This window comes from Pseudomonas sp. Snoq117.2, from assembly GCF_900110545.1.
In the GTDB taxonomy this organism is placed as follows: domain Bacteria; phylum Pseudomonadota; class Gammaproteobacteria; order Pseudomonadales; family Pseudomonadaceae; genus Chryseomonas; species Chryseomonas benzopyrenica.
The window spans coordinates 251454-272256 of sequence record NZ_FOED01000001.1 but is presented as its reverse complement, the minus strand read 5'-3'; the positions used below and the strand labels follow the sequence as shown (position 1 = coordinate 272256).

At 65.5% G+C, this 20803-nt stretch carries 22 protein-coding genes; 6 read left to right on the top strand and 16 right to left on the bottom strand.

Annotation, left to right across the window (positions count from 1 at the left end):
• Positions 1 to 20: 20 nt before the first annotated feature.
• The gene (locus tag BMZ43_RS01430; protein WP_082900374.1) at positions 21 to 254 is read left to right on the top strand and encodes a ubiquitin family protein; all 234 of its coding nucleotides are present in this window, start codon (positions 21 to 23) and stop codon (positions 252 to 254) included.
• Here the strand turns inward: BMZ43_RS01430 and BMZ43_RS01425 are convergent.
• A complete protein-coding gene (locus BMZ43_RS01425; RefSeq protein ID WP_093249202.1) occupies positions 228 to 1061 on the bottom strand; it encodes a DUF1206 domain-containing protein in 834 nt (277 codons plus the stop codon). The two genes, BMZ43_RS01430 and BMZ43_RS01425, sit on opposite strands and share 27 nt — an antisense overlap.
• 139 nt (positions 1062 to 1200) lie before the next feature.
• Between BMZ43_RS01425 and BMZ43_RS01420 the strand changes: the two genes are divergently transcribed.
• The gene (locus BMZ43_RS01420) at positions 1201 to 1674 is read left to right on the top strand and encodes a GreA/GreB family elongation factor (protein WP_093249199.1); all 474 of its coding nucleotides are present in this window, start codon (positions 1201 to 1203) and stop codon (positions 1672 to 1674) included.
• Positions 1675 to 2054: 380 nt separating this feature from the next.
• Here the strand turns inward: BMZ43_RS01420 and BMZ43_RS01415 are convergent, their stop codons facing one another.
• From BMZ43_RS01415 to BMZ43_RS01380, 8 genes are all read right to left on the bottom strand, one after another.
• On the bottom strand, positions 2055 to 2342 hold the full coding sequence (locus BMZ43_RS01415; RefSeq protein ID WP_064307169.1) for a hypothetical protein: 288 nt from the start codon (positions 2340 to 2342) through the stop codon (positions 2055 to 2057).
• A gap of 16 nt (positions 2343 to 2358) precedes the next feature.
• Entirely contained in the window at positions 2359 to 3384 is a 1026-nt protein-coding gene (locus tag BMZ43_RS01410; protein WP_017642770.1) for a TerC family protein, read from the bottom strand.
• Positions 3385 to 3527: 143 nt separating this feature from the next.
• On the bottom strand, positions 3528 to 3959 hold the full coding sequence (locus BMZ43_RS01405) for a DUF4440 domain-containing protein (RefSeq protein WP_093249195.1): 432 nt from the start codon (positions 3957 to 3959) through the stop codon (positions 3528 to 3530).
• A gap of 163 nt (positions 3960 to 4122) precedes the next feature.
• Positions 4123 to 4434, bottom strand: a complete 312-nt coding sequence (locus BMZ43_RS01400) for a DUF6482 family protein (RefSeq protein ID WP_017642772.1) — start codon at positions 4432 to 4434, stop codon at positions 4123 to 4125.
• A 124-nt stretch (positions 4435 to 4558) separates the two neighbouring features.
• Complete coding sequence (locus tag BMZ43_RS01395; RefSeq protein WP_093249191.1) at positions 4559 to 5611, bottom strand: lipocalin-like domain-containing protein; 1053 nt, start codon at positions 5609 to 5611, stop codon at positions 4559 to 4561.
• Positions 5601 to 8060, bottom strand: coding sequence for an FtsX-like permease family protein (locus tag BMZ43_RS01390; protein WP_093249188.1), 2460 nt, complete (start codon positions 8058 to 8060; stop codon positions 5601 to 5603). The genes BMZ43_RS01395 and BMZ43_RS01390 overlap by 11 nt, the downstream gene beginning before the upstream one ends.
• Entirely contained in the window at positions 8057 to 8731 is a 675-nt protein-coding gene (locus BMZ43_RS01385; protein WP_093249184.1) for an ABC transporter ATP-binding protein, read from the bottom strand. The genes BMZ43_RS01390 and BMZ43_RS01385 overlap by 4 nt, the downstream gene beginning before the upstream one ends.
• 63 nt (positions 8732 to 8794) lie before the next feature.
• Complete coding sequence (locus tag BMZ43_RS01380) at positions 8795 to 9085, bottom strand: hypothetical protein (protein ID WP_017642776.1); 291 nt, start codon at positions 9083 to 9085, stop codon at positions 8795 to 8797.
• A 255-nt stretch (positions 9086 to 9340) separates the two neighbouring features.
• Between BMZ43_RS01380 and BMZ43_RS01375 the strand changes: the two genes are divergently transcribed.
• From BMZ43_RS01375 to BMZ43_RS01365, 3 genes are all read left to right on the top strand, one after another.
• On the top strand, positions 9341 to 10114 hold the full coding sequence (locus BMZ43_RS01375) for a BamJ family beta-barrel-assembly machinery protein (RefSeq protein WP_017642777.1): 774 nt from the start codon (positions 9341 to 9343) through the stop codon (positions 10112 to 10114).
• Positions 10115 to 10264: 150 nt separating this feature from the next.
• On the top strand, positions 10265 to 10729 hold the full coding sequence (locus tag BMZ43_RS01370) for a YkvA family protein (RefSeq protein WP_017642778.1): 465 nt from the start codon (positions 10265 to 10267) through the stop codon (positions 10727 to 10729).
• 5 nt (positions 10730 to 10734) lie between these two features.
• The gene (locus BMZ43_RS01365) at positions 10735 to 11106 is read left to right on the top strand and encodes a hypothetical protein (RefSeq protein ID WP_064307163.1); all 372 of its coding nucleotides are present in this window, start codon (positions 10735 to 10737) and stop codon (positions 11104 to 11106) included.
• 3 nt (positions 11107 to 11109) lie between these two features.
• Here the strand turns inward: BMZ43_RS01365 and BMZ43_RS01360 are convergent, their stop codons facing one another.
• Both BMZ43_RS01360 and BMZ43_RS01355 read right to left on the bottom strand, forming a co-directional pair.
• Positions 11110 to 12855: a bifunctional diguanylate cyclase/phosphodiesterase gene (locus BMZ43_RS01360; RefSeq protein WP_093249181.1), complete on the bottom strand. Its 1746-nt coding sequence runs from the start codon at positions 12853 to 12855 to the stop codon at positions 11110 to 11112.
• A gap of 92 nt (positions 12856 to 12947) precedes the next feature.
• A complete protein-coding gene (locus BMZ43_RS01355; protein ID WP_017642781.1) occupies positions 12948 to 15029 on the bottom strand; it encodes a carboxy terminal-processing peptidase in 2082 nt (693 codons plus the stop codon).
• Positions 15030 to 15266: 237 nt separating this feature from the next.
• On the opposite strand from BMZ43_RS01355, the gene BMZ43_RS01350 reads away from it, so the two are divergent.
• On the top strand, positions 15267 to 16229 hold the full coding sequence (locus BMZ43_RS01350) for an NAD(P)H-quinone oxidoreductase (RefSeq protein WP_177344759.1): 963 nt from the start codon (positions 15267 to 15269) through the stop codon (positions 16227 to 16229).
• Positions 16230 to 16767: 538 nt separating this feature from the next.
• Here BMZ43_RS01350 and BMZ43_RS01345 read toward each other — a convergent pair.
• From BMZ43_RS01345 to BMZ43_RS01325, 5 genes are read right to left on the bottom strand one after another with little or no spacing between them, the layout of a single operon-like run.
• Complete coding sequence (locus tag BMZ43_RS01345; protein WP_093249175.1) at positions 16768 to 17421, bottom strand: HAD family hydrolase; 654 nt, start codon at positions 17419 to 17421, stop codon at positions 16768 to 16770.
• Positions 17418 to 18407: an ABC transporter ATP-binding protein gene (locus tag BMZ43_RS01340; protein ID WP_017642784.1), complete on the bottom strand. Its 990-nt coding sequence runs from the start codon at positions 18405 to 18407 to the stop codon at positions 17418 to 17420. Before BMZ43_RS01340 ends, BMZ43_RS01345 begins: the two co-directional genes overlap by 4 nt.
• Positions 18404 to 19189 carry an ABC transporter permease gene (locus BMZ43_RS01335; protein ID WP_017642785.1) on the bottom strand — a complete coding sequence of 262 codons (786 nt, stop codon included), beginning with the start codon at positions 19187 to 19189 and terminating at the stop codon, positions 18404 to 18406. The genes BMZ43_RS01340 and BMZ43_RS01335 overlap by 4 nt, the downstream gene beginning before the upstream one ends.
• Complete coding sequence (locus BMZ43_RS01330) at positions 19176 to 20009, bottom strand: ABC transporter permease (RefSeq protein ID WP_093249171.1); 834 nt, start codon at positions 20007 to 20009, stop codon at positions 19176 to 19178. Before BMZ43_RS01330 ends, BMZ43_RS01335 begins: the two co-directional genes overlap by 14 nt.
• Positions 20006 to 20803: an alkaline phosphatase family protein gene (locus tag BMZ43_RS01325; RefSeq protein WP_093249167.1), complete on the bottom strand. Its 798-nt coding sequence runs from the start codon at positions 20801 to 20803 to the stop codon at positions 20006 to 20008. The genes BMZ43_RS01330 and BMZ43_RS01325 overlap by 4 nt, the downstream gene beginning before the upstream one ends.

The following is a 20803-nucleotide window of genomic DNA, read 5'->3' as shown; positions in this document are numbered from 1 at the left end:
GTCATTCATCGGAGCCACCGCTGGCCCGGGTCGGACATTGTCTTAGTGACAGCGGGACCCAGGCCAGTTTTCGCGTCCACGGCGCCCGCGAACGCTTTCTGACCGCGGCCCGTCGCGGTTGGGTGATCCGGTTCGAGTGCACGGCGGTGGCAGGCGTCAAGCATCAGATCGAGGCTCTCGGCGTACCGCTCGGACTGGCGCGCCAGGCGTTGATGTCTGGCGCCGGTCTAGCGTGGCAATACCTGGCGCAATGACCCGCCCACATCCGGCAGGTCCATCTCGATGCGCCGCCACCAGGCTTCCGCAAAGCTGTAGCAGGCGAAGGCGATCAGGCCGAGGCCTACCACGGACAGGATCAGTCCGCCGAAGGGCAGATTCTGCAGGCCGTTCAGGGCGTCCTTCATGCCCGGCGGATGCAGCGCCTGATAGCGCGAGCCGCTGACCACCAGCAGCACCGCGATCTCGACGAAGGCTATCCCGCGGGCGATGAGGCCGAAGCGACCGATGGGGCGGATCAGCCGCAGCTGTTCCGGACTGGCTTCGAGATAGCGCTCGAAGCTGGCCTTCCAGCCCTTCACGAAATGCGCGAGGCCCACTCCCAGGGGGATCAGCGCGGCGACGTACACCAGCAGGTTGGAATAGCGCCAGCTGAGCAGCATCTGCAGAAAGTCATTGGTGTCGCCACCCGAGCCACCGCCCTGGCGCAGGCCGCTCACCAGCAGGCCCAGAGCGAAGAAGGCGAGGGCGCCATAGGTGATGCCACCCACCAGCAGACCGGCGCGGATGACCAGGCCCTTGGGCTTGCTGCCATGGTCATCGACATCGCGGATGGCCTGGAGGATGCGCCAGGCCGCGAAGGCGACCAGGCCGATTACCACCAGGCCGACCAGAAAGTGGCCGAAGGGTTGGGCGAGCAGGGCTTCCAGGCTGTCATGGCTGTCCGCCGGCTGGCCGGAGCCCCGTGCGGCCAGCAACGCCAGCACGCCGATGATGAGATAGACGAGACCGCGGGCGGCATAGCCGCCGCGGGCCAGAAGAGTGAGTCCGGTACGGGTGCGCATCTGTTATGTCCTGTTACATCCTGCCTTGTACTGACCGGCAGCCCGCGTGCGGGTTCTGGCGGGCGGACAGGCGCACCAGGGTGCTGGCGGGAGGCGGCGTTAGGCCTTAGGCTCGCACCCTTTGCCCGGCGATCGGTACATGGACAAGGCACGACTGCTCACCCTCATTCTTCAGGCACTGGAAGCCGACCGCGACGTCATCAGCCAACAGCTGACGGCCAGTCACGAAGCGGCTACCCACAGCGAAAGCAAGGCCGAGAACAAGTACGACACTCGTGGTCTGGAGGCGGCCTATCTGGCCGACGGCCAACGCCGCCGCCTGCACGAGATCGAGCTGGCGCTGGCCGCCTACCGGGCGTTGACGCCCGTGGCCATGACCGATGGTATCCGCGTCGGTGCCCTGATCGAGCTGACCACCCCGACGGCCAGCCGCTGGCTGTTCCTCGGCCCGGATGCGGCGGGGCTCAAGGTCAGGCTGGACGGCCAGGAGGTGCTGGTGATCTCGCCCCGCGCGCCCCTGGGGCAGGCACTACTCGGTCGGGAGGAGGGTGATGAGGTGGCGGTGACGGTGGAGGGCAAGGTGCACCGCCAGGAGATCGTGGCGGTGCACTGAGCGTCAGGCTGCCCTCAGGGATCACCGTAGGTTGGGTTGAGCGCAGCGAAGCCCAACAGAGTCCAGCCTCGGTGCATGCCCTGTTGGGCTTCGACGATGGAGCTGTCTCAGCCCAACCTACAATCCGCGCTGCCAAAGGAACAATGTAGGTTGGGTTGAGCGTTAGCGAAGCCCAACAGAGCCCAGGCTTGGTACAAGCTCTGTTGGGCTTCGACGATGGAACCGTCTCAGCCCAACCGACGATCCGCGCTACCAAAGGAACACCGTAGGTTGGGTTGAGCGCAGCGAAGCCCAACAGCGCCCAGCCTCGATGTATGCCCTGTTGGGCTTCGACGATGAAGCTGTCTCAGCCCGACCTACACGCTCTTGCGGCCAAAGCCTTAGGCTTCGACGCCCTCCACTGACTTGGTAGCCCGGGGCGGGCTTGCCTCTTCCTTTTCCTGCTTTGGCCGGTGCTGATCCAGCCAGGCGCGGCCTTGGTTCTGGGCCTCGTCGACCTTCTTGTTCAGCTCGTCGAGGGTCCCGCCCAGGGTTTCCCGGGCCTGTTCGCGGGCGGCTTCTTCCACCTTGGTGGCGAAGCTGTCCGCCGCCTTCTCCGCGCTGTCGCAACCGCCGAGGCCGAGCAGCAGGAGGATGCCGGCAAGACTGAGGATGGCTCTGGTGTTCATGGTCGACTGCTCCTGTTCACGAAGGCCGATTCAGCGAATCGCGTGATTCCTGACCGGCGGCGGTGTGCTTGGCTTCGCCGCGCGTCTTGTACAGCGAGACCAGCACGCCACCGGCCAGCAGGCCCAGGGTCACGCTCAGGGAGATCACCGGCGGGATCTTGCCGATGATGCCCACCAGGAAGATCTTGCAGCCGATGAACACCAGTACCAGCGCCAGGGCGTACTTGAGATAGGCGAAGCGGTGGATCATCGCCGCCAGGGCGAAGTACAGGGCGCGCAGGCCCAGGATGGCGAAGACGTTGGAGGTGTAGACGATGAAGGGATCCTGGGTGATGGCGAAGATCGCCGGCACGCTGTCCACCGCGAACACCAGGTCGGCGCATTCGATCACGATCAGCGCCAGGAACATCGGCGTCACCCAGAGCACCGTCTTGCCGCTGGCATCGGGCTGGCGCACGAAGAAGTGCTGGCCATGCAGCTCATCGGTCACCCGCAGTTTCTTGCGCAGGAACTTGATGAAGACGTTGTCGTCGAGCTTGGGCTCTTCGTCCACCTTGGCGAACAGCATCTTGACCCCGGTGATCACCAGGAAGGCGCCGAAGACATAGAGGATCCAGTCGAACCGGTGGATCAGGGCGGCGCCCAGGCCGATCATGATGGCCCGCAGCACGATCACCCCGAGGATGCCCCAGAACAGCACCCGGTGCTGGTACTCGCGCGGAATGGCGAAGAAGCCGAAGATCACCGCCATGAGGAAGACGTTGTCCATGGACAGCGACTTCTCGATCAGGAAACCGGTGACGTAGTCGAGGCTGGCATCGGCGCCCTTGAGCTGCCAGACGAAGAGGGCGAACAGCAGACCCGCGGTGATGTAGCCGGCGGACAGCAGCAGGCTCTCCTTGACCTCGATGGGCTTGTTCTCCTTGTGGAGGACACCCAGGTCGAAGGCCAGCAGGGCGATGACGACGGTGAAGAAGGTAAGCCACATCCAGGTGGCGGTGCCGAGGAAGTCGGCGAAGAAGAATGCATGCAGGGCGTTCATGAGCCCCTCCTTAGTCAAGTTGCAAGACTATGACTCGACATGGCGGCACACGCCGTCAGAGGGGCCCGGGTCACCCATACAGGATTTCGAACTCGCGCACATTCAGCAAGGGTTGCAGTTTTACAAAATGCAACCGCTCTAGGTCAGGCCTCTCGGGAGGAATGGTGGCCGGTGATCAGCCAGCGACCCTTGATCTGCTCGAAGGTGAAGAGGAAGCGCGCGGGGACACTGACGACCTGTTCACCTTCCCGATAGTGAAAGACATAGAGCCCGCCGACGACCACGGTGCCGAGCGTGCTGCTGACCCTTTTCTTGAAGATCTGCACATCGCACACCAGCCCTTCGTTGGCGAGGAAGTTGCGAAAGTATTGGCGTCGGCTGTCCTCGCAGTCCCGGACTTCGTTGGAGAGGGTAGGCACCAGGATGGCGTCGGGTGCATAGAGGGCGAGAATGGCTTCCACCTCGCGGGTGGCCACGGTCGCGGCCCAGGTATGCAGGGCGGCCTTGGCCCCGGCAAGGCAGGCGATTTCTTCATTGGAGCGAACAGGCGCGTAGCCAGGCGTCGCGACGGACATGGCGTTATCCTCAGGCGAAAGTGCAATTGTTATAATATAACAACTTGCCTGGAGCAGGTGAGCTGTACGGACACATCGTTGGGGGATGACGCCAGTTCGTGGCGTCTAGGTCAGGGCAAGGCAAGGTCGCCGTCGGCTGCCGGCGACGGAAGGGGAAGGCGAATCAGCGATTTTCGATCTTCGAGCGCAGCGGGATCTCTTCGCGCGAATCCGTGTCGCTCACCGGTTGGCCCACCATCTCTTCATAGACCGCCGGCTGGGCGATGAACAGGCGAACATCCTTGACGTCGTCGAGGATACGCCGGGCTTCTTCCACCGAGGCCACGTGCAGGGTCGCGCCCTTGTCGTCGGCGACCGGTACCGAGGTGCCGTCCACCAGCGCATGGATGACATAGGAGCCACCTTCCATGGACACCAGATTGACTTCCTTGACCGCGCCGGCCTTGATCTGCTGATTCAGCTCTTTGACATTCATCGAGAAACCTCGGTTATCACGCTAAGGAGCCCTGCGTGACGGCAGGGACAGGTATGGATTCGAGGCGGGAGCGGGGCCGGGAGTTCCGGGGTGGCAGTCTCCTGGGTGCGTCCCGCTGCCCTTGTCAGTACCCCGTCATCTCCAGATAGCCCACCCCCTTGGCGCTGCCCTCCACTCTGACCGGTCCCTCCCAGTAGGGCGTACCCAGGGCCATCCACGCATCGGGGTTGATCGCCGCGATGCGCAGGTCGAGCTGCTGCCCGGGCAGGGTGATGGACCAGCGTACCGGCACCTCGCGTCCGGCTACCCTGTGGGTGGACTCCGGTGCCAGGCGGATATCGCCGGGATGCAGGGGTTGGTTATGGCCATCGGCGGCGATCAGGTTACCGAACAGATAATGCTGGCCGTCGGCCTGACGCAGGCGATAGAGCATCAGCTGGCGACCGTCGTCGAGGTGCAGGGAAAACCAGTCCCAGCCGAGCTGGTCCGCGGCCAGGTGCTGGCTGCTCCATTCGCGATCCAGCCAGGCGAGACCCTTGACCGGCACGCGCCGACCTTCGATCTGCAGTTCGCCCTGGGCCTGGAAGAAGGGCTGGCTGTAGTAGTAGGACGCCTGGCCGCTGGCGGATTTACGACTCACCCCGCCTTCGCCCTGGAGCACCAGTGGACCGGTGGCGGCGAGATCCAGCTGATAGGCGAAACCCGGCCCCTTGGCCTGGACCTCGGCCCGCCCGGTCAGGTCGCCGCTCAGCCGCCAGTCGTCGATCCAGGCGGAAAAGGGGGCGGCCGTCACCCCGGCCTGGCCGACTCCGCCACGACCCTGGGTCTGGGCGGAGAACTGGCGGGTTTCGCTGGTGAGCCCGGCATGGCCCAGCCAAAGGTTGCCATTGCCCCAGCCAGGCTGGTCGGCGCCGGGGCGCAGGGCATTGCGGAACAGCGTCCACTGCACGCCGTACTGATGACCCTCGGCATCGCTGAGGTTAGCGGTGACGTACCACCACTCGATGCGAAAATCCGGATGGGGACCGTGATCGGCGGGAAAGCTGAACACCTTGCCCGGTACCACCGGGGCGAAGTCTTCGCTGCTCTGGCCGAGGCCGGCGAAGCCCTCGGATGCCGGCTGCTTGTCGCAACCGGTGAGCAGCAGGAGTGCGACCAGCAGGGCCCTAGCGTTCATTGCCGAGTTCTCGCAGCAGATCCAGTGGTTGACTGCGCTGCAGCCGCAACAACGGCCAAGCGGCCGCCAGGAGGGTCGCCAGCAGGGCAATGGCAGAAAGCGCCAGCAGTTGACCTGGGAAGACCTGCAGGGGCAGTCGCCAGCCGAAGGCCTGGACGTTCACTACCGCCACCAGGCACCAGGCCAGCAGGATGCCCAGCGGCATGGCGAGGGCCAGGGTAAGAAGGGCAAGCCCCAATAGTTGCCCCAGGCTGAGCAGGATCAGTCGTGGACGCTCGATGCCCAGCGCCCAGAGCGGCGCGAGCTGGCCCAGACGCCGCTGCGCCTGGCCGAGCAGGGCGATGAAGAGGGCGAGGCCGGCTACCGCCAGGGTCAGGGCGTTGAGCGCCGCGGTGGCGCTGAAGGTGCGCTCGAAGACTTGATCGGCATAGCGACGCAACTGCCCCTGGTCGATGGAATGGCTGGTGTCCAGCCCGAAGCGCTGCTGCAGCTCGCTGCGCAAGGCCTCTACTTGCGGGGGCGCCATGCGAACGACGATGCGCACCAGGGGGGCCTCCGGCCAAAGCGCCCGCAGCCGTGCCTGGGACAGCAGCACATGACCGCGCGGATTGCCATAGTCGGCGTAGGTGGCCAATATCGGGGCGGACCAGCGACCTTGGCTCCCCTGCAGCTCCACCCGCTGGCCCTTGACCACGCCCAGGCGGCGGGCCAGTTGCTCGCTGAGCATCAGGCCGTCGCCGGCGAAGAAGGGCGTCCAGGCCTCGCCACCGGCATCCAGCAGCGGCCAGTGTCGACGATAGAGATCAGCGTCCAGGATACCGCTCAGGGTGGACGGCTGGCCTTGAATGCCCGTCTCCAGTTCGTACACCGGCAGCACCGCGCCCACGCTGGGTTGCCGGGGCAGCCAGTCGAGCAGGGCCGCTGCCTGGGTAGCATCCTGCGGGCGCAAATAGAGTTCGGCGGCCAGGCGCTGGTCGAGCCAGCCATCGAAGGTGCGGCGAAAACCCTCGGTCATGCTGCCGGCGCCGACATTGGCCGCCAGGGCCAGCAGCAGCGCCATCAGCGCCTGGGATAGCCCGGGCAGTTGCTGCCGGGCGTCGGCCAGGAACCAGCGCGAAAGGGGGCGCCTCGCTCGCTTCAGCAAGAGATCCAGCAGGGCGCTCAGCAGCGGCGGCAGCGCCAGGGCGGCAGCCAGCAACAGGCAGCCGAGCAGGGCCAGGCCGCTGGCCAGGCTGTTGCCGCCCAGCCATAGGGCCAGCGCTGCCAGGCCCGCCAGCAGGGCGCCCAGGGCCTGGCGCCTGAGCCAGCGACCATGGGCGGCGCGCCAGGCTTCGCCCTGGGCCAGGGCCAGCAGCGGTAGCCGCGCCGCACGCCACAGACCATCGGCACCGGCCAGCAGGGCGCCGCCCAGGCTGAGGCCGAGGCCGGCCAGCCACCAGGCCGGGCTCAGGGTCAGGCTGCCAGCGACCTCGGCGCCATAGAGGCCACGCAGGCTGGCCGCCACATCGGGTAGCAACAGCGCCGCCAGAAGATAGCCGCTGGCAACCCCCAGAGCGCCGGCCACCAGGGCGATCAGCGCCAGCTCCAGGGTCAGCGCCAGCACCAGGGTCGCGGCCGACAGACCACAGGCGCGCAGGGTTCGCAGCAGGGCGCGGCGCTGTTCCAGCGCCAGACCGGTGGCGGCATGGACGATGAACAGGCCGACGGCAAAGGCCAGCAGGCCAAGCGCCAGCAGATTGAGGTGGAAGCTGTCGGTCAGACGATCCAGCTCAGCGCCCTGGTCGTTTTCCACCCGGTGCAGGTCGACGCCGGCGAAGGTGGGCAGCGCGCGCTGAAAGGTCTTAGGCAGGATCAGCCGGGAGAGCTGGTCCGGGGCGTCCAGCAGGCGCTGGGCCTGGCCGATGTCCAGTACCAGGGTGCCGGGCGCCAGGCCGGACCGGGGTTGCAGCGGTGGCAGCGGCAGGCCGTCGGCGCGATGTAGCACCTGGCCCGCCTGGAGCTGCCATTCACGCAGCGTTTCCGGCGCGATCCAGGTGGTCCCGGCCGGACTGAGGAAGTCATACAGGGCCGTGGGCGAGGCACCGGCCGCTACCCCCTGGTCACTGGGCAGGCTGACCGGCTCGATGCCCAGCAACGGCAGGGTGCCCTCGCGCTCCGCCAGGGTCAGGCGGCCCTGCAGGACGGGCGACACCGGCCAGCCCTGCTGGCGCAATTCGACGAACAGCGCCTGGGTGAAGCGCTTGCCGTCGCGGGCCTCCAGGCTCGACTGGTCGGCACCGAAGAGCGCGCTGGCCTGGGCATAGCTCTGGCGGGCCTGGGCATTGAGCGCCAGCACCCCGATCAGCAATGCCGTCGCCAGCCACAGGCCGGCGATCAGGCCGGCGAGTTGCAGGGGATGCCGCCGCCAGTGGCTGACCAGGCTGTGCAGACTCCAGAAGAGCAGCCTCATGGCCGGGCCACGGCTGCGCCGCCAAGGCGTCCGCGTTCCAGCTGCAGGATGCGATCGAGATGGCTGGCGATGCGCGCGCTGTGGGTCACCATCAGCAGACTGCTGCCGGTCTCGGCCACCAGCTCCAGCAGCAGCGCCAGGGCCTGGTCGCCGCTGGCTTCGTCGAGATTGCCGGTGGGTTCATCGGCCAGCAGCAGGGGCGGCCGGGAGGCGAGGGCGCGCCCCAGGGCCACGCGTTGCTGCTGGCCGCCGGAAAGCTGCTCCGGATAGCGCTCCAGCAGGGCGGCCAGCCCCAGGCGTTCGGCGAGTTCGGTTTGCCAGCGCGGATCATGACGGCCGGCCAGCCGCGCCTGGAAGGCGAGATTGTCGGCCACCGTCAGGCTGGCGATGAGGTTGAATTGCTGGAAGATCAGCCCGATGCCCTCGCGGCGCCAGGCAGCCAGGGCCCGTTCGTTGAGGCTGGAGAGCGCTTGGCCAGCGGCCTGGATGTGGCCCTGGTCAGGCCGGTCGAGCCCGGCGACCAGGTGTAGCAGGGTGCTCTTGCCACTGCCGGATTCGCCCATGAGCGCCAGACTCGCGCCCCGTGCCAGGCTAAGGTCCACACCGCGCAGGACCGGCAGTGGGCCCTGGGGCGTTGGATAACTCTTGTGCAGATCGGTGATGGTCAGCATCGCGCCTCCAGCGCCGGTCGTGGTCTGCAATCGACCGGGCGCGGGCGGCGACGTTCAGCGCAGCTAGCGGCGTCTGGTCTTGCCCTTGCCGGTCTTCTCGTCTTCCTCGCGCTGCAGGCGCTCGCACTTGCGCACCATGGTGAGGTAGTACACGGCGCTGCCGGCGAACAGGATGACGGGCAGCGCCAGGGACATCTGCAGCAGGCTACCGGGGAAGGCACTGGGCACCCAGTGGTGATAGAGCAGAATGCCGATCGCCAGCAGCACCGAGTACAGCAAGCCGTAGCCACCGGCCTTGCGCGATTCGCGGGCGAGGTCGAGGGGCGGGCGATTCAGATCGTTGGGCTCGAACATGGAGGTCTCTGGCAGGCACTGAAGAAGGCGCTAGTTTAGCGCCTGGACGCCTGGAGGTCGCCACTGCTCGGGCGCCCCGGACAAGACGTCGCAGGGGCTGCCCGCCGCTCGTTCACGCGATGTTCAGGCAGACATAAGCTTGAAATCTTATCCTTTGCAGCCATTTAGAGGCCTGGCGATGGCAAGCGAGCAGGTCTCCTTGTAAGCTCGATCAGTTATTTGAACGCGCACAATGCGCACGGATAAGGAATCAACATGAAACAGTATCGGTTGGCAGCAGCGGTGGCCCTGGTGGGTCTGGTTCTGAGCGGCTGCGACTCCAAGCCCAAGGTCGAGCTGGAAAGCCCGGCCCAGAAGGCGTCCTACGGCATCGGCCTGAACATGGGCAAGAGCCTGGCTCAGGAAGGCATCGACGACCTGGATCCCAAGGCCGTCGCCCTGGGTATCGAGGATGCGGTAGGCAAGAAGGATCAGAAGCTGACCGATCAGCAGCTCACCGAAGCCTTCGCCGCCCTGCAGAAGCGTGCCGAAGAGAAGATGACCAAGGTCAGCGAAGACAACGCCAAGGCCGGCAAGAAGTTTCTCGAAGAGAACGGCAAGAAGCCTGGCGTGATCACCACCGCCTCCGGCCTGCAGTATGAAGTGGTCAAGAAGGCCGACGGCCCGCAGCCCAAGCCCACCGATGTGGTCACCGTGCACTACGAGGGCAAGCTGGTCGACGGCACCGTGTTCGATAGCTCCATCAAGCGTGGCACCCCGATCGACCTGCCGGTCAACGGCGTGATCCCGGGCTGGGTCGAGGCGCTGCAGCTGATGCACGTCGGTGAGAAGATCAAGCTGTACATCCCCTCCGAGTTGGCCTACGGCGCCCAGAGCCCGAGCCCGGCGATCCCGGCCAACTCCGTGCTGGTGTTCGACCTGGAACTGCTCGGCATCAAGGACGCCGCTGCCGCGGACGCCGAAGACGCCCCGGCTGCTCCGGCTGCCGATGCTCCGGCCGCTGCCGAAAAGGCCCCGGCCAAGAAGTAACGGGTTCTCGCTCCGCCAAACGCCCTGCTCGCAGGGCGTTTTACATGGTGCCGGGGAAACCCTGGGACATCGGTGCGATCCAAACCCGGGTGTGCAACGCCCTGTGCCCTGCAGGTCCGCACCTATCGTCCTTACCCGCTCGAGGTGTCCATGAAGCCGCCGAAGAACTTTGATCGCTACCTTGGTATCGCCCAGCGGCTGCTGATCCGCGGCCGGCTGCCAGCCCTGTTGCTGGGAGTCGCACGCAAGACCAGCAAGCGGGGGCTCAAGCTCGGCGAGGCGCGCGATACCCTGAGCCTGTTCCATCAACTGCTGCTGGCCTGGTGGCGTGGTCAATACCGCGGGATCAGCCGCAAGACGCTGCTGACCGTGGCGGGCGGCCTGGTCTACTTCCTCCTACCCATCGACCTCATTCCCGATTGGGTACCCATGTTCGGTCTGCTCGACGACCTCGCCGTCCTGGCCTGGATCGGCAAGGCCTGCAGCGATGAGCTGGACGGCTTCCGTGCCTGGCGTGATAACCGTACCGCGAGTCAGCAGGCGGCCCTGGCGGCCCTGCCTGACAAGCACGAGCGGCCGGCGGCAGGTGTCGCCCTCGATCAGCTGCGGGATTGAACGGCTTGAGCGTACGCATCAGTCGCCAGCACTGGCTGGCCCTGCTGGATGAACTGGAGAGCGCGCGGCGTAGCCGCAGCCTTCTGACCTATCGCTCGGTCATCGAACGGTTGGGATTGCCCCAGCCGGCGATGGTGACCCTGACCACGGCGCTGGAATACCTGGCCGCTCTCGATCGTCGCGAGGGTCGACCGCTGCGCAGTGCGCTGGTGGTCAGCCAGAGCGGCACCCGTATCCCCCGTGAGGGCTTCTTTGATTGCGCCCTGCGCCTGGGTGCGCTGGAAGGCTCGCCCCAGGTGACCGATGCCGTCAGCTGGCATGCGGCCGAGGTGACGCGGGTGTTCGAGCACCGCTATCCCGATCACCACCAGGAGTAGGCGTCAGGCGCGCATCAGGTGCAGGCTGTAGCCGGGCACCTGCTTCGCGTTGCGCTTGGCTTCCGAGGCGAGGCCGGCCAGGCCGCTGGCATCCACTCGCTTGCCGGCCTCCTTGTCCAGCTCCACGACCCCCAGTGACAGCGACAACAGCGGATACTCGCGACGGCGACCATCTCGGTCGTAGGCAAGAAAACAGCCAGCCTCCAGGTGCTCGCTGCGATAGAAATGCCGGCAGCGCTCCTGGAAGGCCGCCATCAGACCGTTCAGTCTTTTCCGCCAGTCCGCCGAACCCAGCACCACCAGGAAGTCGTCGCCGCCGATGTGGCCGACGAAATCCTGCTGCGGATCCAGGCGCTCGGAAAGCGTCTGCGCCAGGCAGAGCAGGACCTCGTCGCCCTTGGCGTAGCCATAGAGATCATTGAAGGGCTTGAAACCGTCGATGTCGACGTAGCACACCACGGCTTCGCGCTGCTGATCCAGCAAACGCGTGAGGCACTGCTGAATGGGCACATTACCGGGCAGCTGGGTGAGCGGGTTGGCATGCTTGGCCTGCTGAATGCGTTGCTCGGTGATCAGCCGCAAGACATCCATGACTCGACCGACCCCGACATAGCGGCCGCCTTCGGTGATGATGAAGTCCTCTTCGATGCGCTGGCGGGCGCGGGTGGTGAGCAGGCGGCTGACCTGTTGCAGCGACTGGTTGGATTCGGTCGCCAGGAAGTCCTCGCTCATCAACCGGGCGATGGGCTTGCGGGCGAACACCTCGTGGGCGAAGGGCTTGAGCAGCGCCGAACTCAGCTCGTGGTGATGGACGATGCCTACCGGGCGGTCGTCGTCATCCACCACCGCCAGGGTATTGAGGCTGGGTTGCAGACGAAAGCGCTCCAGCACCGCCGGGATCAGCATGTCCTGGCCTACGGCGACCTGTTCCACCCGGAGGCCGGCAACCGTGGTGGACTCCTCGGCGAGCTCCGAACTGCGGCTGACCATGACCGGCAACAGGGTCTGGATCTCCCGCGGTGGCGCGGCGGTGGGGCGGCCCAGCAGATAGCCCTGGACCAGGTCGACACCCATGCTGGCCAGGGTCGACAACTCTTCGTGGGTCTCGATGCCTTCGGCGATGACCTGGGCGCGGGAGGCTGCGGCCATCTTCAGGATGGAGCCGACGAATTCGCGCTTCACCGCATCGCGGTGGATGGATTCGATGAAATGCCGATCGATCTTGACGAAGTCCGGGCGTAATTCCGACCAGCGTCTGAGGCTTGAATAGCCGGCACCCAGATCGTCCAGAGCGATGGAAAAGCCCATGGCCCGGTAGTGATGCAGGGCGGTGGCCAGCAGCGCGAAGTCATCGATGGGCGCCTGCTCGGTCAGTTCGATGACCACCTGCGCGGGAGACAACCCCAGGCGCTGCAGCAACTTGAGGGTCTGGCCCGACTGGTGCGCCGGTTCCAGCAGGGTTTCCGGGCAGACGTTGAGAAACAGCAGACCATCCAGGGCCAGCTCGCGGAAGGTCAGGCAGGACTGCTGGCGCGCGGCGATTTCCAATTCGGACAGGCGCCCGGCCTGACGGGCGGTGGCATAGAGGGGCAAGGGCGAGTGCAGCGGGGTATTGGAGGCGCCGCGAATGAGAGCCTCATAGCCCAGGATGCGCCGCTCGCTCAACGAAACGATGGGTTGAAAGAGCGAATGCAGCTCGCGGTTGGCGAGAATGCGATCCAACACCCCAGCCTGGTCGTTAAGCGTCATGGTAAACCTGTAAGAACCCAGAAACGAAAATGCCCGGGGGTCGCACTTGGCGACCCCCGGGCATTTCACGACAGAGATGTGACGCTTTGATGTCAGCGCTTGGGCGGTGTCTGACTCAGGTCGAGATAGTCCAGCATTACATGACCGGACTCCATCAGGTAGGCGTCATCCTGCGGCTTGGTCTTGTCGTCGTCGATCGCGGGATTGTCCTCGTCGATCTTCTTCAACTCCTTGAGCGGGGCTTCGCCCTTCTCCTGGCGACGCTGGTTTTCCATGGCCAACTGGCGATTGTCCAGGGCGGTCTGTGCGGCGCGCCGCTTCTGCTCATTGAGGCTGACGGTGGTATCCGCCGCCAGTTCCTGGGCGAGCTTCAGCCGCTCGCGAGCGAAGATGAAGTCGGGATCCTTCTGCACCCGCACGTCATGCCGCTTGACCAGCTCCGGCAGATAGTTGGCGAAGGGGTTGCTCAGGCCGTTCACCGCCGGAGGGATGGTGTCCCAGGGCATGGAGTCGGGCAGGGCGCTTTCGCCGATCTGCTTGGTATCCACCACCGCTGGATAGTCGATGTCCGGCAGCACGCCCTGGTGCTGGGTGCTCTGACCGGAGACGCGGTAGAACTTGGCGATGGTCAGCTTCAGCTCGCCATGGTTGAGCGGCTGGATGGTCTGGACGGTGCCCTTGCCGAAGGTCTGGCCACCGACGATCAGCGCGCGGTGATAGTCCTGCATGGCACCGGCGAAGATCTCCGACGCCGAGGCGGACAGCCGATTGACCAGCACGGTCAGGGGGCCCTTGTAGAAGGCACCGCCTTCGTCGTCGGCCAGCACCTCGACCTTGCCGTCGCCATTGCGCACCAGCACGGTGGGCCCCTGGTCGATGAACAGACCGGTCAGCTCGGTGGCTTCCTGCAGCGAGCCACCGCCGTTGTTGCGCAGGTCCAGGACGATGCCGTCGACCTTTTCCTTCTGCAGCTCGCCGATGAGCTTCTTCACGTCACGCGTGGTGCTCTTGTAGTTCGGGTCGCCCGCGCGGTAGGCCTTGAAGTCCAGGTAGAAGGCCGGCACGTTGATCACCCCGAGCTTGTAGTGCTTGCCCTCGTGGGGAACGTCGATCACGTGCTTCTGGGCGGCCTGTTCCTCGAGCTTGACCGCTTCGCGGGTGATGGCGACCACCTTGGTCTTCTGGTCGTTCGGCGCGTTGCTCGCCGGAATGATCTCCAGCCGCACCTTGGAACCCTTGGGTCCGCGAATCAGCTTGACCACCTCGTCCAGACGCCAGCCGATGACATCGACCATCTCGCCATCGCCCTGGGCGACACCAACGATCTTATCCGCCGGCGCGATCTGCTTGGACTTGTCGGCCGGGCCAGCCGGGACCAGGCGCAGGATCTGCACGTAGTCGTTGTCGTTCTGCAGTACCGCGCCGATGCCTTCGAGCGACAGGCTCATGTTGATGTCGAAGTTCTCGGCGCTTTCCGGCGAGAGGTACTGGGTGTGCGGGTCATAGGACTCGGCGAAGGCGTTGATATAGGCCTGGAAGACGTCTTCGCTGCGGGTCTGGTTGAGGCGTGCCAGCTGGTTCTTGTATCTCTTGGTCAACTGCTGCTGGATCTGCGGGTCGGTCTTGCCGGACAGCCGCAGGCGCAGGACCTCGTCCTTGAGCTTGCGATGCCAGAGATCGTCCAATGCGGCGGTGTCCGCCGGCCAGGCCGCCTTCTCGCGATTGGTGTTGAAGGATTCGTCGACGGTGAAGTCGAGCTTGCCGATACCGGCGTTGAGCAGACCCAGGCCGTAGTTCAGCCGCTCGGTCATGCGTTGGGCATAACGGCGGTAGATGGCGAAGCCCGGTTCGAGATTGCCCTGCTTGAGGTAGTCGTCGAAACGGGTGCGCGCGGCGTCGAATTCGCGGATATCGGCGGCATTGAAATACAGCCGGCCGGGATCAAGCATCTTCAGATAGCTGTCGTAGATCTTGATCGACTGGGCATCGTTGAGCGGCGGCTTGCTGTAATGGTGGCGCTTGAGCAGCTCGACGATGTTGAGGCTGGCGATGACCTGGTCGCGGTCGGGTTGCAGTTTCTCGGCGCCTACCGGCGCGTTGGGCTTGGCGAAGAGGGGCGTTGCGCTGACGCCAAGCAGGACAACGAGGGCGGTACGGGACAAGAGCTGCTTCATGTGTATTCGACTAATGCACGGAAAGGAATAGGCTATAGGCCCTTCCCGGCCCGGGCGGTTCCGCGGCCTGGGGAAGTATGACGGGCGCTGACGAAAGTCGTCTGACGGCGGTCTGAAGGATAGCGACGATCGGAGGGGACGGCTGTGACAGCCCCGCGTCTTCCGGTCCGCTCGACTCCCGCAGAACCCGCCGGCGCAGGCGCTTTTCGTCAAAGCCTGAGCCACTATGGAGGCACCGTGAACGCATTGCAAGGTATCGAAGGGCAACTGGAATGGCAGTCACTGAGCGCTCGCGCTCTGGCGCCCGGGGAAATTCGCATCAAGGTGGCGGCCGCCGGTCTCAACCGCGCCGACCTGCTGCAATTGGTCGGCAACTATCCGCCGCCGCCCGGTGCGCCGGCCACCCTGGGTCTCGAATGCGCCGGGGTGGTCAGCGAGACCACCGCGGATTCGCGCTGGCAGGTCGGTGACCGCGTCTGCGCGCTGCTGGCCGGCGGTGCCATGGCCAGCGAGGTGATGGTGGATGGACGCCAGGCGGCGTCCGTGCCGGACGGCCTGTCGCTGATCGAGGCGGCGGCGCTGCCCGAAGTCTGGGCGACCGCCTGGAGCAATCTGTTCGACCTGGCCGCGCTGCAGCCGGGGGAAAAGGTGCTGCTGCATGCTGGTGCCAGCGGCGTCGGCTCGGCCGCCATCCAGCTGTGCAAAGCCTTCGGCAATCCCTGCTGGGTCAGCGTCGGCTCCCAGGAGCGCCTGGCCCACTGCGAGCGCCTCGGCGCCGAGGGTGGGGTGCTGCGCAAGACCGATCTGGAAGGCCTGCGCGACTTCGCGCCCTTCCACGTCATCCTCGATCCGGTCGGGGCGAACTATGCGTCGCTCAATCTGGATCTGCTGGGCCAGGACGGGCGCTGGGTGCTGATCGGTCTCATGGGCGGCCGCCAGGCCGAGATGGATCTAGGCAAGGTGCTTGGCAAGCGCATTCGCATCATCGGCTCGACCCTGCGCAACCGCTCCGTGGAATTCAAGGCCAAGACCATGAGATCCCTGGAAGCCAAGGTCTGGCCGCTGTTCGCCGAAGGCAAGCTGAACGTCAACCTGGAACGCCGCTTCACCGCCCAGAACGCCGAAGCCGCCTTTGCCGCCCTGGAAAGCAACGAGGTGAACGGCAAGGTGGTATTGGTGCTGGACGAAGGGTTGGAATAGTACCGGCAGGCGCCTATTGATCGCGGTCAGGGCGGTCCGCCGACGATTGGGCGTAGGTTGGGTTGAGCGCAGCGAAGCCCAACGGGTCTTGCTCGGAGCCGGCCATGTTGGGCTTCGACGATAGAGCCGTCTCAGCCCAACCTACGAACATCGGTACTCCATGGGAACGCCCGTAGGTTGGGTTGAGCGCAGCGAAGCCCAACGGGATCTTGCTCGGAACCGGCCATGTTGGGCTTCGACGAGGGAGCCGTCTCAACCCAACCTACGAAAGCATCGGCGTCCGTAGGAGCGGTCGTAGGTTGAGTTGAGCGTAGCGAAGCCCAACAGGGCCCTGCTCGGAGCCGGCTATGTTGGGCTTCGACGATGGGGCTGTCTCAGCCCAACCTACGAACATCGGTAATCCATGGGAGCGCCCGTAGGTTGGGTTGAGCGCAGCGAAGCCCAACGGATCTTGCTCGGAACCGGCCATGTTGGGTTTCGACGATAAAGCCGTCTCAGCCCAACCTACGTCCCCGCGCCGCCATGGACGCGATGCGAGTTACCGCCAGCTGAGGATCGGCCAGCCGGCCGCTGTGGCGCGTTCGCGCAGTACCGGATCGGGGTTGACCACGTGTGGCTTGCCCACTGCTTCCAGCAGCGGCAGGTCGTTGCGTGAGTCGGAGTAGAAGCTGGCGGAATCCAGCAGGCTGCGGTCGCCGCCGAGCAGTTCCAGCAGGCGGGTGAGCTTGCCTTCGCGAAAGGTCATGACCCCCTCCACCTGGCCGCTGTAGACGCCGTGGCTGACCTGCAGGTCGATGGCCAGCACCTCTTCCACGCCGAGTCGTTCGGCGATGGGCTCCACCAAGTGCACCCCGGAGGCCGAGACGATGATCACCCGGTCGCCGGCGGCGCGGTGGGCGGCGATGCACTTCATGGCGTCGCTGAAGATCAGCGGTTCGATGACGTCCTCGACCCAGGGTCCGACCTCGAAATCCACCTCTTCGGGCGTACGGCCCACCAGGGGTTCGAGGTGGAAGGCCATGTAGTCCTCCATGGCCAGTTCGCCCTGGGCATAGGCCGCCATCAGTTCGCTGTCGCGCTGCACGAAGGACTCGCGGTCGACCCAGCCAAGGACGCCCATCTGCTGGCTCCAGAGACTGGAGCAGTCACCGTCGATAAGGGTTTCGTCGAGATCGAAAATCGCCAGGGTCATGCCACTTCTCTCAGGCTGTCGGAATCGACGGCCAGGGTGACGGCTGTGCCGTTCGGCTGCAAGGCCGTCGGGCCATGGTTGAGAACGTCGACATTGAGTTCGCCGGCTTCGGTGGCGATCCGGTAGCGGATCACGTTACCCAGCAGGCTGTGGCCGACGATGCGTCCGTTGAAGCCGCCCGCCACGCCGAGGCGGATGGCCTCGGGGCGAATCGCCACCTGCCCCTGAAAGGTCTGGCCGAACAGCCGGCTGGCCTGGTCGGCGCTGAGCAGGTTGTAGTTGCCGATGAAGCCGGCGGCGAAGGCATCCACCGGCGCGGTGTAGAGCGTCTCGGCATCGCCGCTCTGGACGATGCGTCCTTCGCGCATCAGCACGATGCGATCGGACAGGGTCAGGGCTTCTTCCTGATCATGGGTGACGAACACCGTGGTCAGGCCCAGCTCCTGCTGGATGGCGCGGATCTGTTCACGCAGGTGGCGACGGATGCGGGCATCCAGCGCTGAGAGGGGTTCGTCGAGCAGCAGCAGGCGCGGCCGCACGATCAGCGAGCGCGCCAGGGCCACGCGCTGGCACTGGCCACCGGAGAGCTGATGCGGATAGCGCTCGGCGAAGCCCTGCAGTTCAACCAGGGTCAGGGCCTCGCCCACCCGCTGCCCGATTTCGTCCCGCGCCAGCCGCTGCATGCGCAGGCCGAAGGCGACGTTCTGCGCCACGGTCATGTTGGGGAACAGGGCATAGCTCTGGAACACCATGGCGATACCACGGCGTTGCGGCGGCAGCTTGGTGATGTCCTGGCCGGCCAGCACGATGGCACCGCGATCGACCTCGGTGAGGCCGGCCAGGCAGCGCAGCAGGGTGGACTTGCCGCAGCCCGAGGGGCCGAGCAGCGTCACCAGTTCGCCTTGTTCGGCGTGGAATTCGATGTCGGTGAACAGGGTGTTGGCGCCGTAGCGCTTGTGCAGTCCCTTGACCGCGAGATAGCTCATGTCCGCTCCCGATTCAGGCGATTGGCGATCCAGGTCATCAGCAGCACCGCGAAGAAGTAGGAAATGACCAGGGCGCTGGTCAGGTGGCCGCTGCCGTTGCGCAGGTTGTAGAGATAGATCTGCAGGGTCTCGTAGCGCGTTCCCACCAGTAGGTTGGCGAAGACGAATTCGCCGATGAGAAAGGAAAAGGACAGGAACAGCGCCACCATCAGCCCGGTGCGCAGATTGGGCAGCACCACCAGCAGCGCGGCGCGCCAGGAGCTGGCGCCGAGCAGGTGGGCGGCGTCCATCAGGTCACGCAGGTTGAGCGCCTGGAGGTTGTTGCTGATGGCCCGGTACATGAAGGGCAGGGCGATGGTGAAGTAGCAGAACACCAGAATCCAGGGTGTGCCGGTCAGCGGCAGTGGGCCGCCGGCATAGAGCTGCAGCAGACCCACGGCCGAGACCACCGGCGGTACCGCGAAGGGCAAGAGGATCAGTACATTCATCAATGCATCCAGCCGCGGGAAGTGGTAGGCGATGGCGAACATGGCCGGCAGGATCAGCACGCAGGACAACGCCAGGGCGCCGAAACAGATCGCCAGGGAGCGGCCGAAGGCGGCGAGAAAGCGCGGATCGCTCCACAGTTGCAGGTACCACTTGAACGTGAAGCCGGCCGGCAGCAGGGTCGCCGACCACTGGGTGGCGAGGGAATAGACCAGGGTCGCGGCCAGGGGTGCGAACAGGATCAGAAACAGCAGCCAGACCACCAGGCGATGATAGAGATGCTCAGCTCTGGACATGACGACTCCGCCGCAGCAGCCACTGATGGACGAGGGTGATCAGGGTCATGAAGGCCACCAGCAGCATGGCCAGGGCGGCGGCCAGGTTGGGCTCCAGATAGATGTCGCCGGAGACCAGGGCGGCGATGCGCACCGGCACCACGTTGAAGTTGCCCACGGTGAGGGCGTAGACGGTGGCGTAGGCGCCCAGGGCGTTGGCCAGCAGGATGATGAAGGTGCCCACTAGCGCCGGGCTGAGCACCGGCAGGCCGATATGCCGCCAGTATTGCCAGGTGCCGGCGCCGAGCAGTGCCGCCGCATCGCGCCAGTCCTGCTTCAGGGCCTCGAAGGCCGGAAACAGCAGCAATACGCCCAGGGGGATCTGGAAGTAGGTGTAGATGAGGATCAGGCCGCCCTTGGTGTAGAGGTTGAAGCTCTCGATCAGTCCCAGCTGCTTGAGCGCCAGGGTCAGGCAGCCATTGATGCCGAGCAGGATGATGAAGGCGAAGGCCAGCGGTACCCCGGCGAAGTTGCTGGTCATGTTGGTGAAGGCCACCACGAAGCCGCGCAGTCGCGAGTCCACCCGCGTCAGCGAATAGGCACCGACCAGGGCGATGAGCAGGCCGCAGACGCTGGACCAGAGCGAGATCTCCAGGGAGAAGCGGATGGCCTGCAGGTAGAAGGGCGAGCCGAGGATCTCGGCGTAATTGCCCAGGCCCCAGCCGCTTTCGCTGGAGTCGAAACTGTTGAAGGCGATCCAGGTCAGGGGCGCCAGCTGGAAGGCGCCGAACACCAGCAGGAAAGGCAGGATCAGCAGCAGGGCGAGCCAGGGCCGCTTCATGCCAGCAGCTCCCGGCACCAGGGTTTGTCGTGGGCCAGCCCCAGCAGGCTGCACACCGTTCCGCAGATCTCCACCTGCCGCGGCGTGGCCTCGCCCAGGGAGAAGCCTTCGCCGAACACGAACAGCGGAACCTCGCGTTCTTCCGCCAGCGTCCCGCCATGGCTACGGTCATCGTTCATGCCGTGATCGGCGGTCACCAGCACCTGGTAGCCGGCGTCCAGCCAGGTAGGCAGATAGTGTGACAACAGGCCATCGGCGCGGCGCGCGGCATTGCGGTATTCGGGGCTGGAGAGACCGTGCTTGTGGCCCGCGTCGTCGATGTTCATCGGATGCACCAGCAGGATGTCCGGGGCATGGGTGAGGCGCAGGTGCTCGGCGTCGTCGAACAGGTGGGAATCCGGGTAGTGGTCGGCGTAGTAGAAGTGGCCGTGCTGGATCGGCAGGCCGGTGTCGCTGACGTGCCTGTCCCGGCCCTGCTCGAAGGGGCTGCGGTTATAGAGTTCGCTGACCCAGTGATAGGCGGCTGCCGCGGTGGTGAGACCGGCGGCCCGCCCCAGATGGAACAGGCTAGTCTCGGTCGAGAGTCGATTGACACCGTTGTGGACGATGCCGCTGCTCACCGGTGGCACCCCGGTGAGCAGGCATTCGTAGAGCGGCCGGGAGAGCGAAGGCAACTCGCACTCCAGGCGGTAGAGGCGACCCCGGCCGGCCAGGCATAGCGCCTGAAGGAAGCCGAGTCCGTGTTCGGCGACCCTCAGGGCGAGTCCGTCCAGCACGACCAGGATGACCTTCAT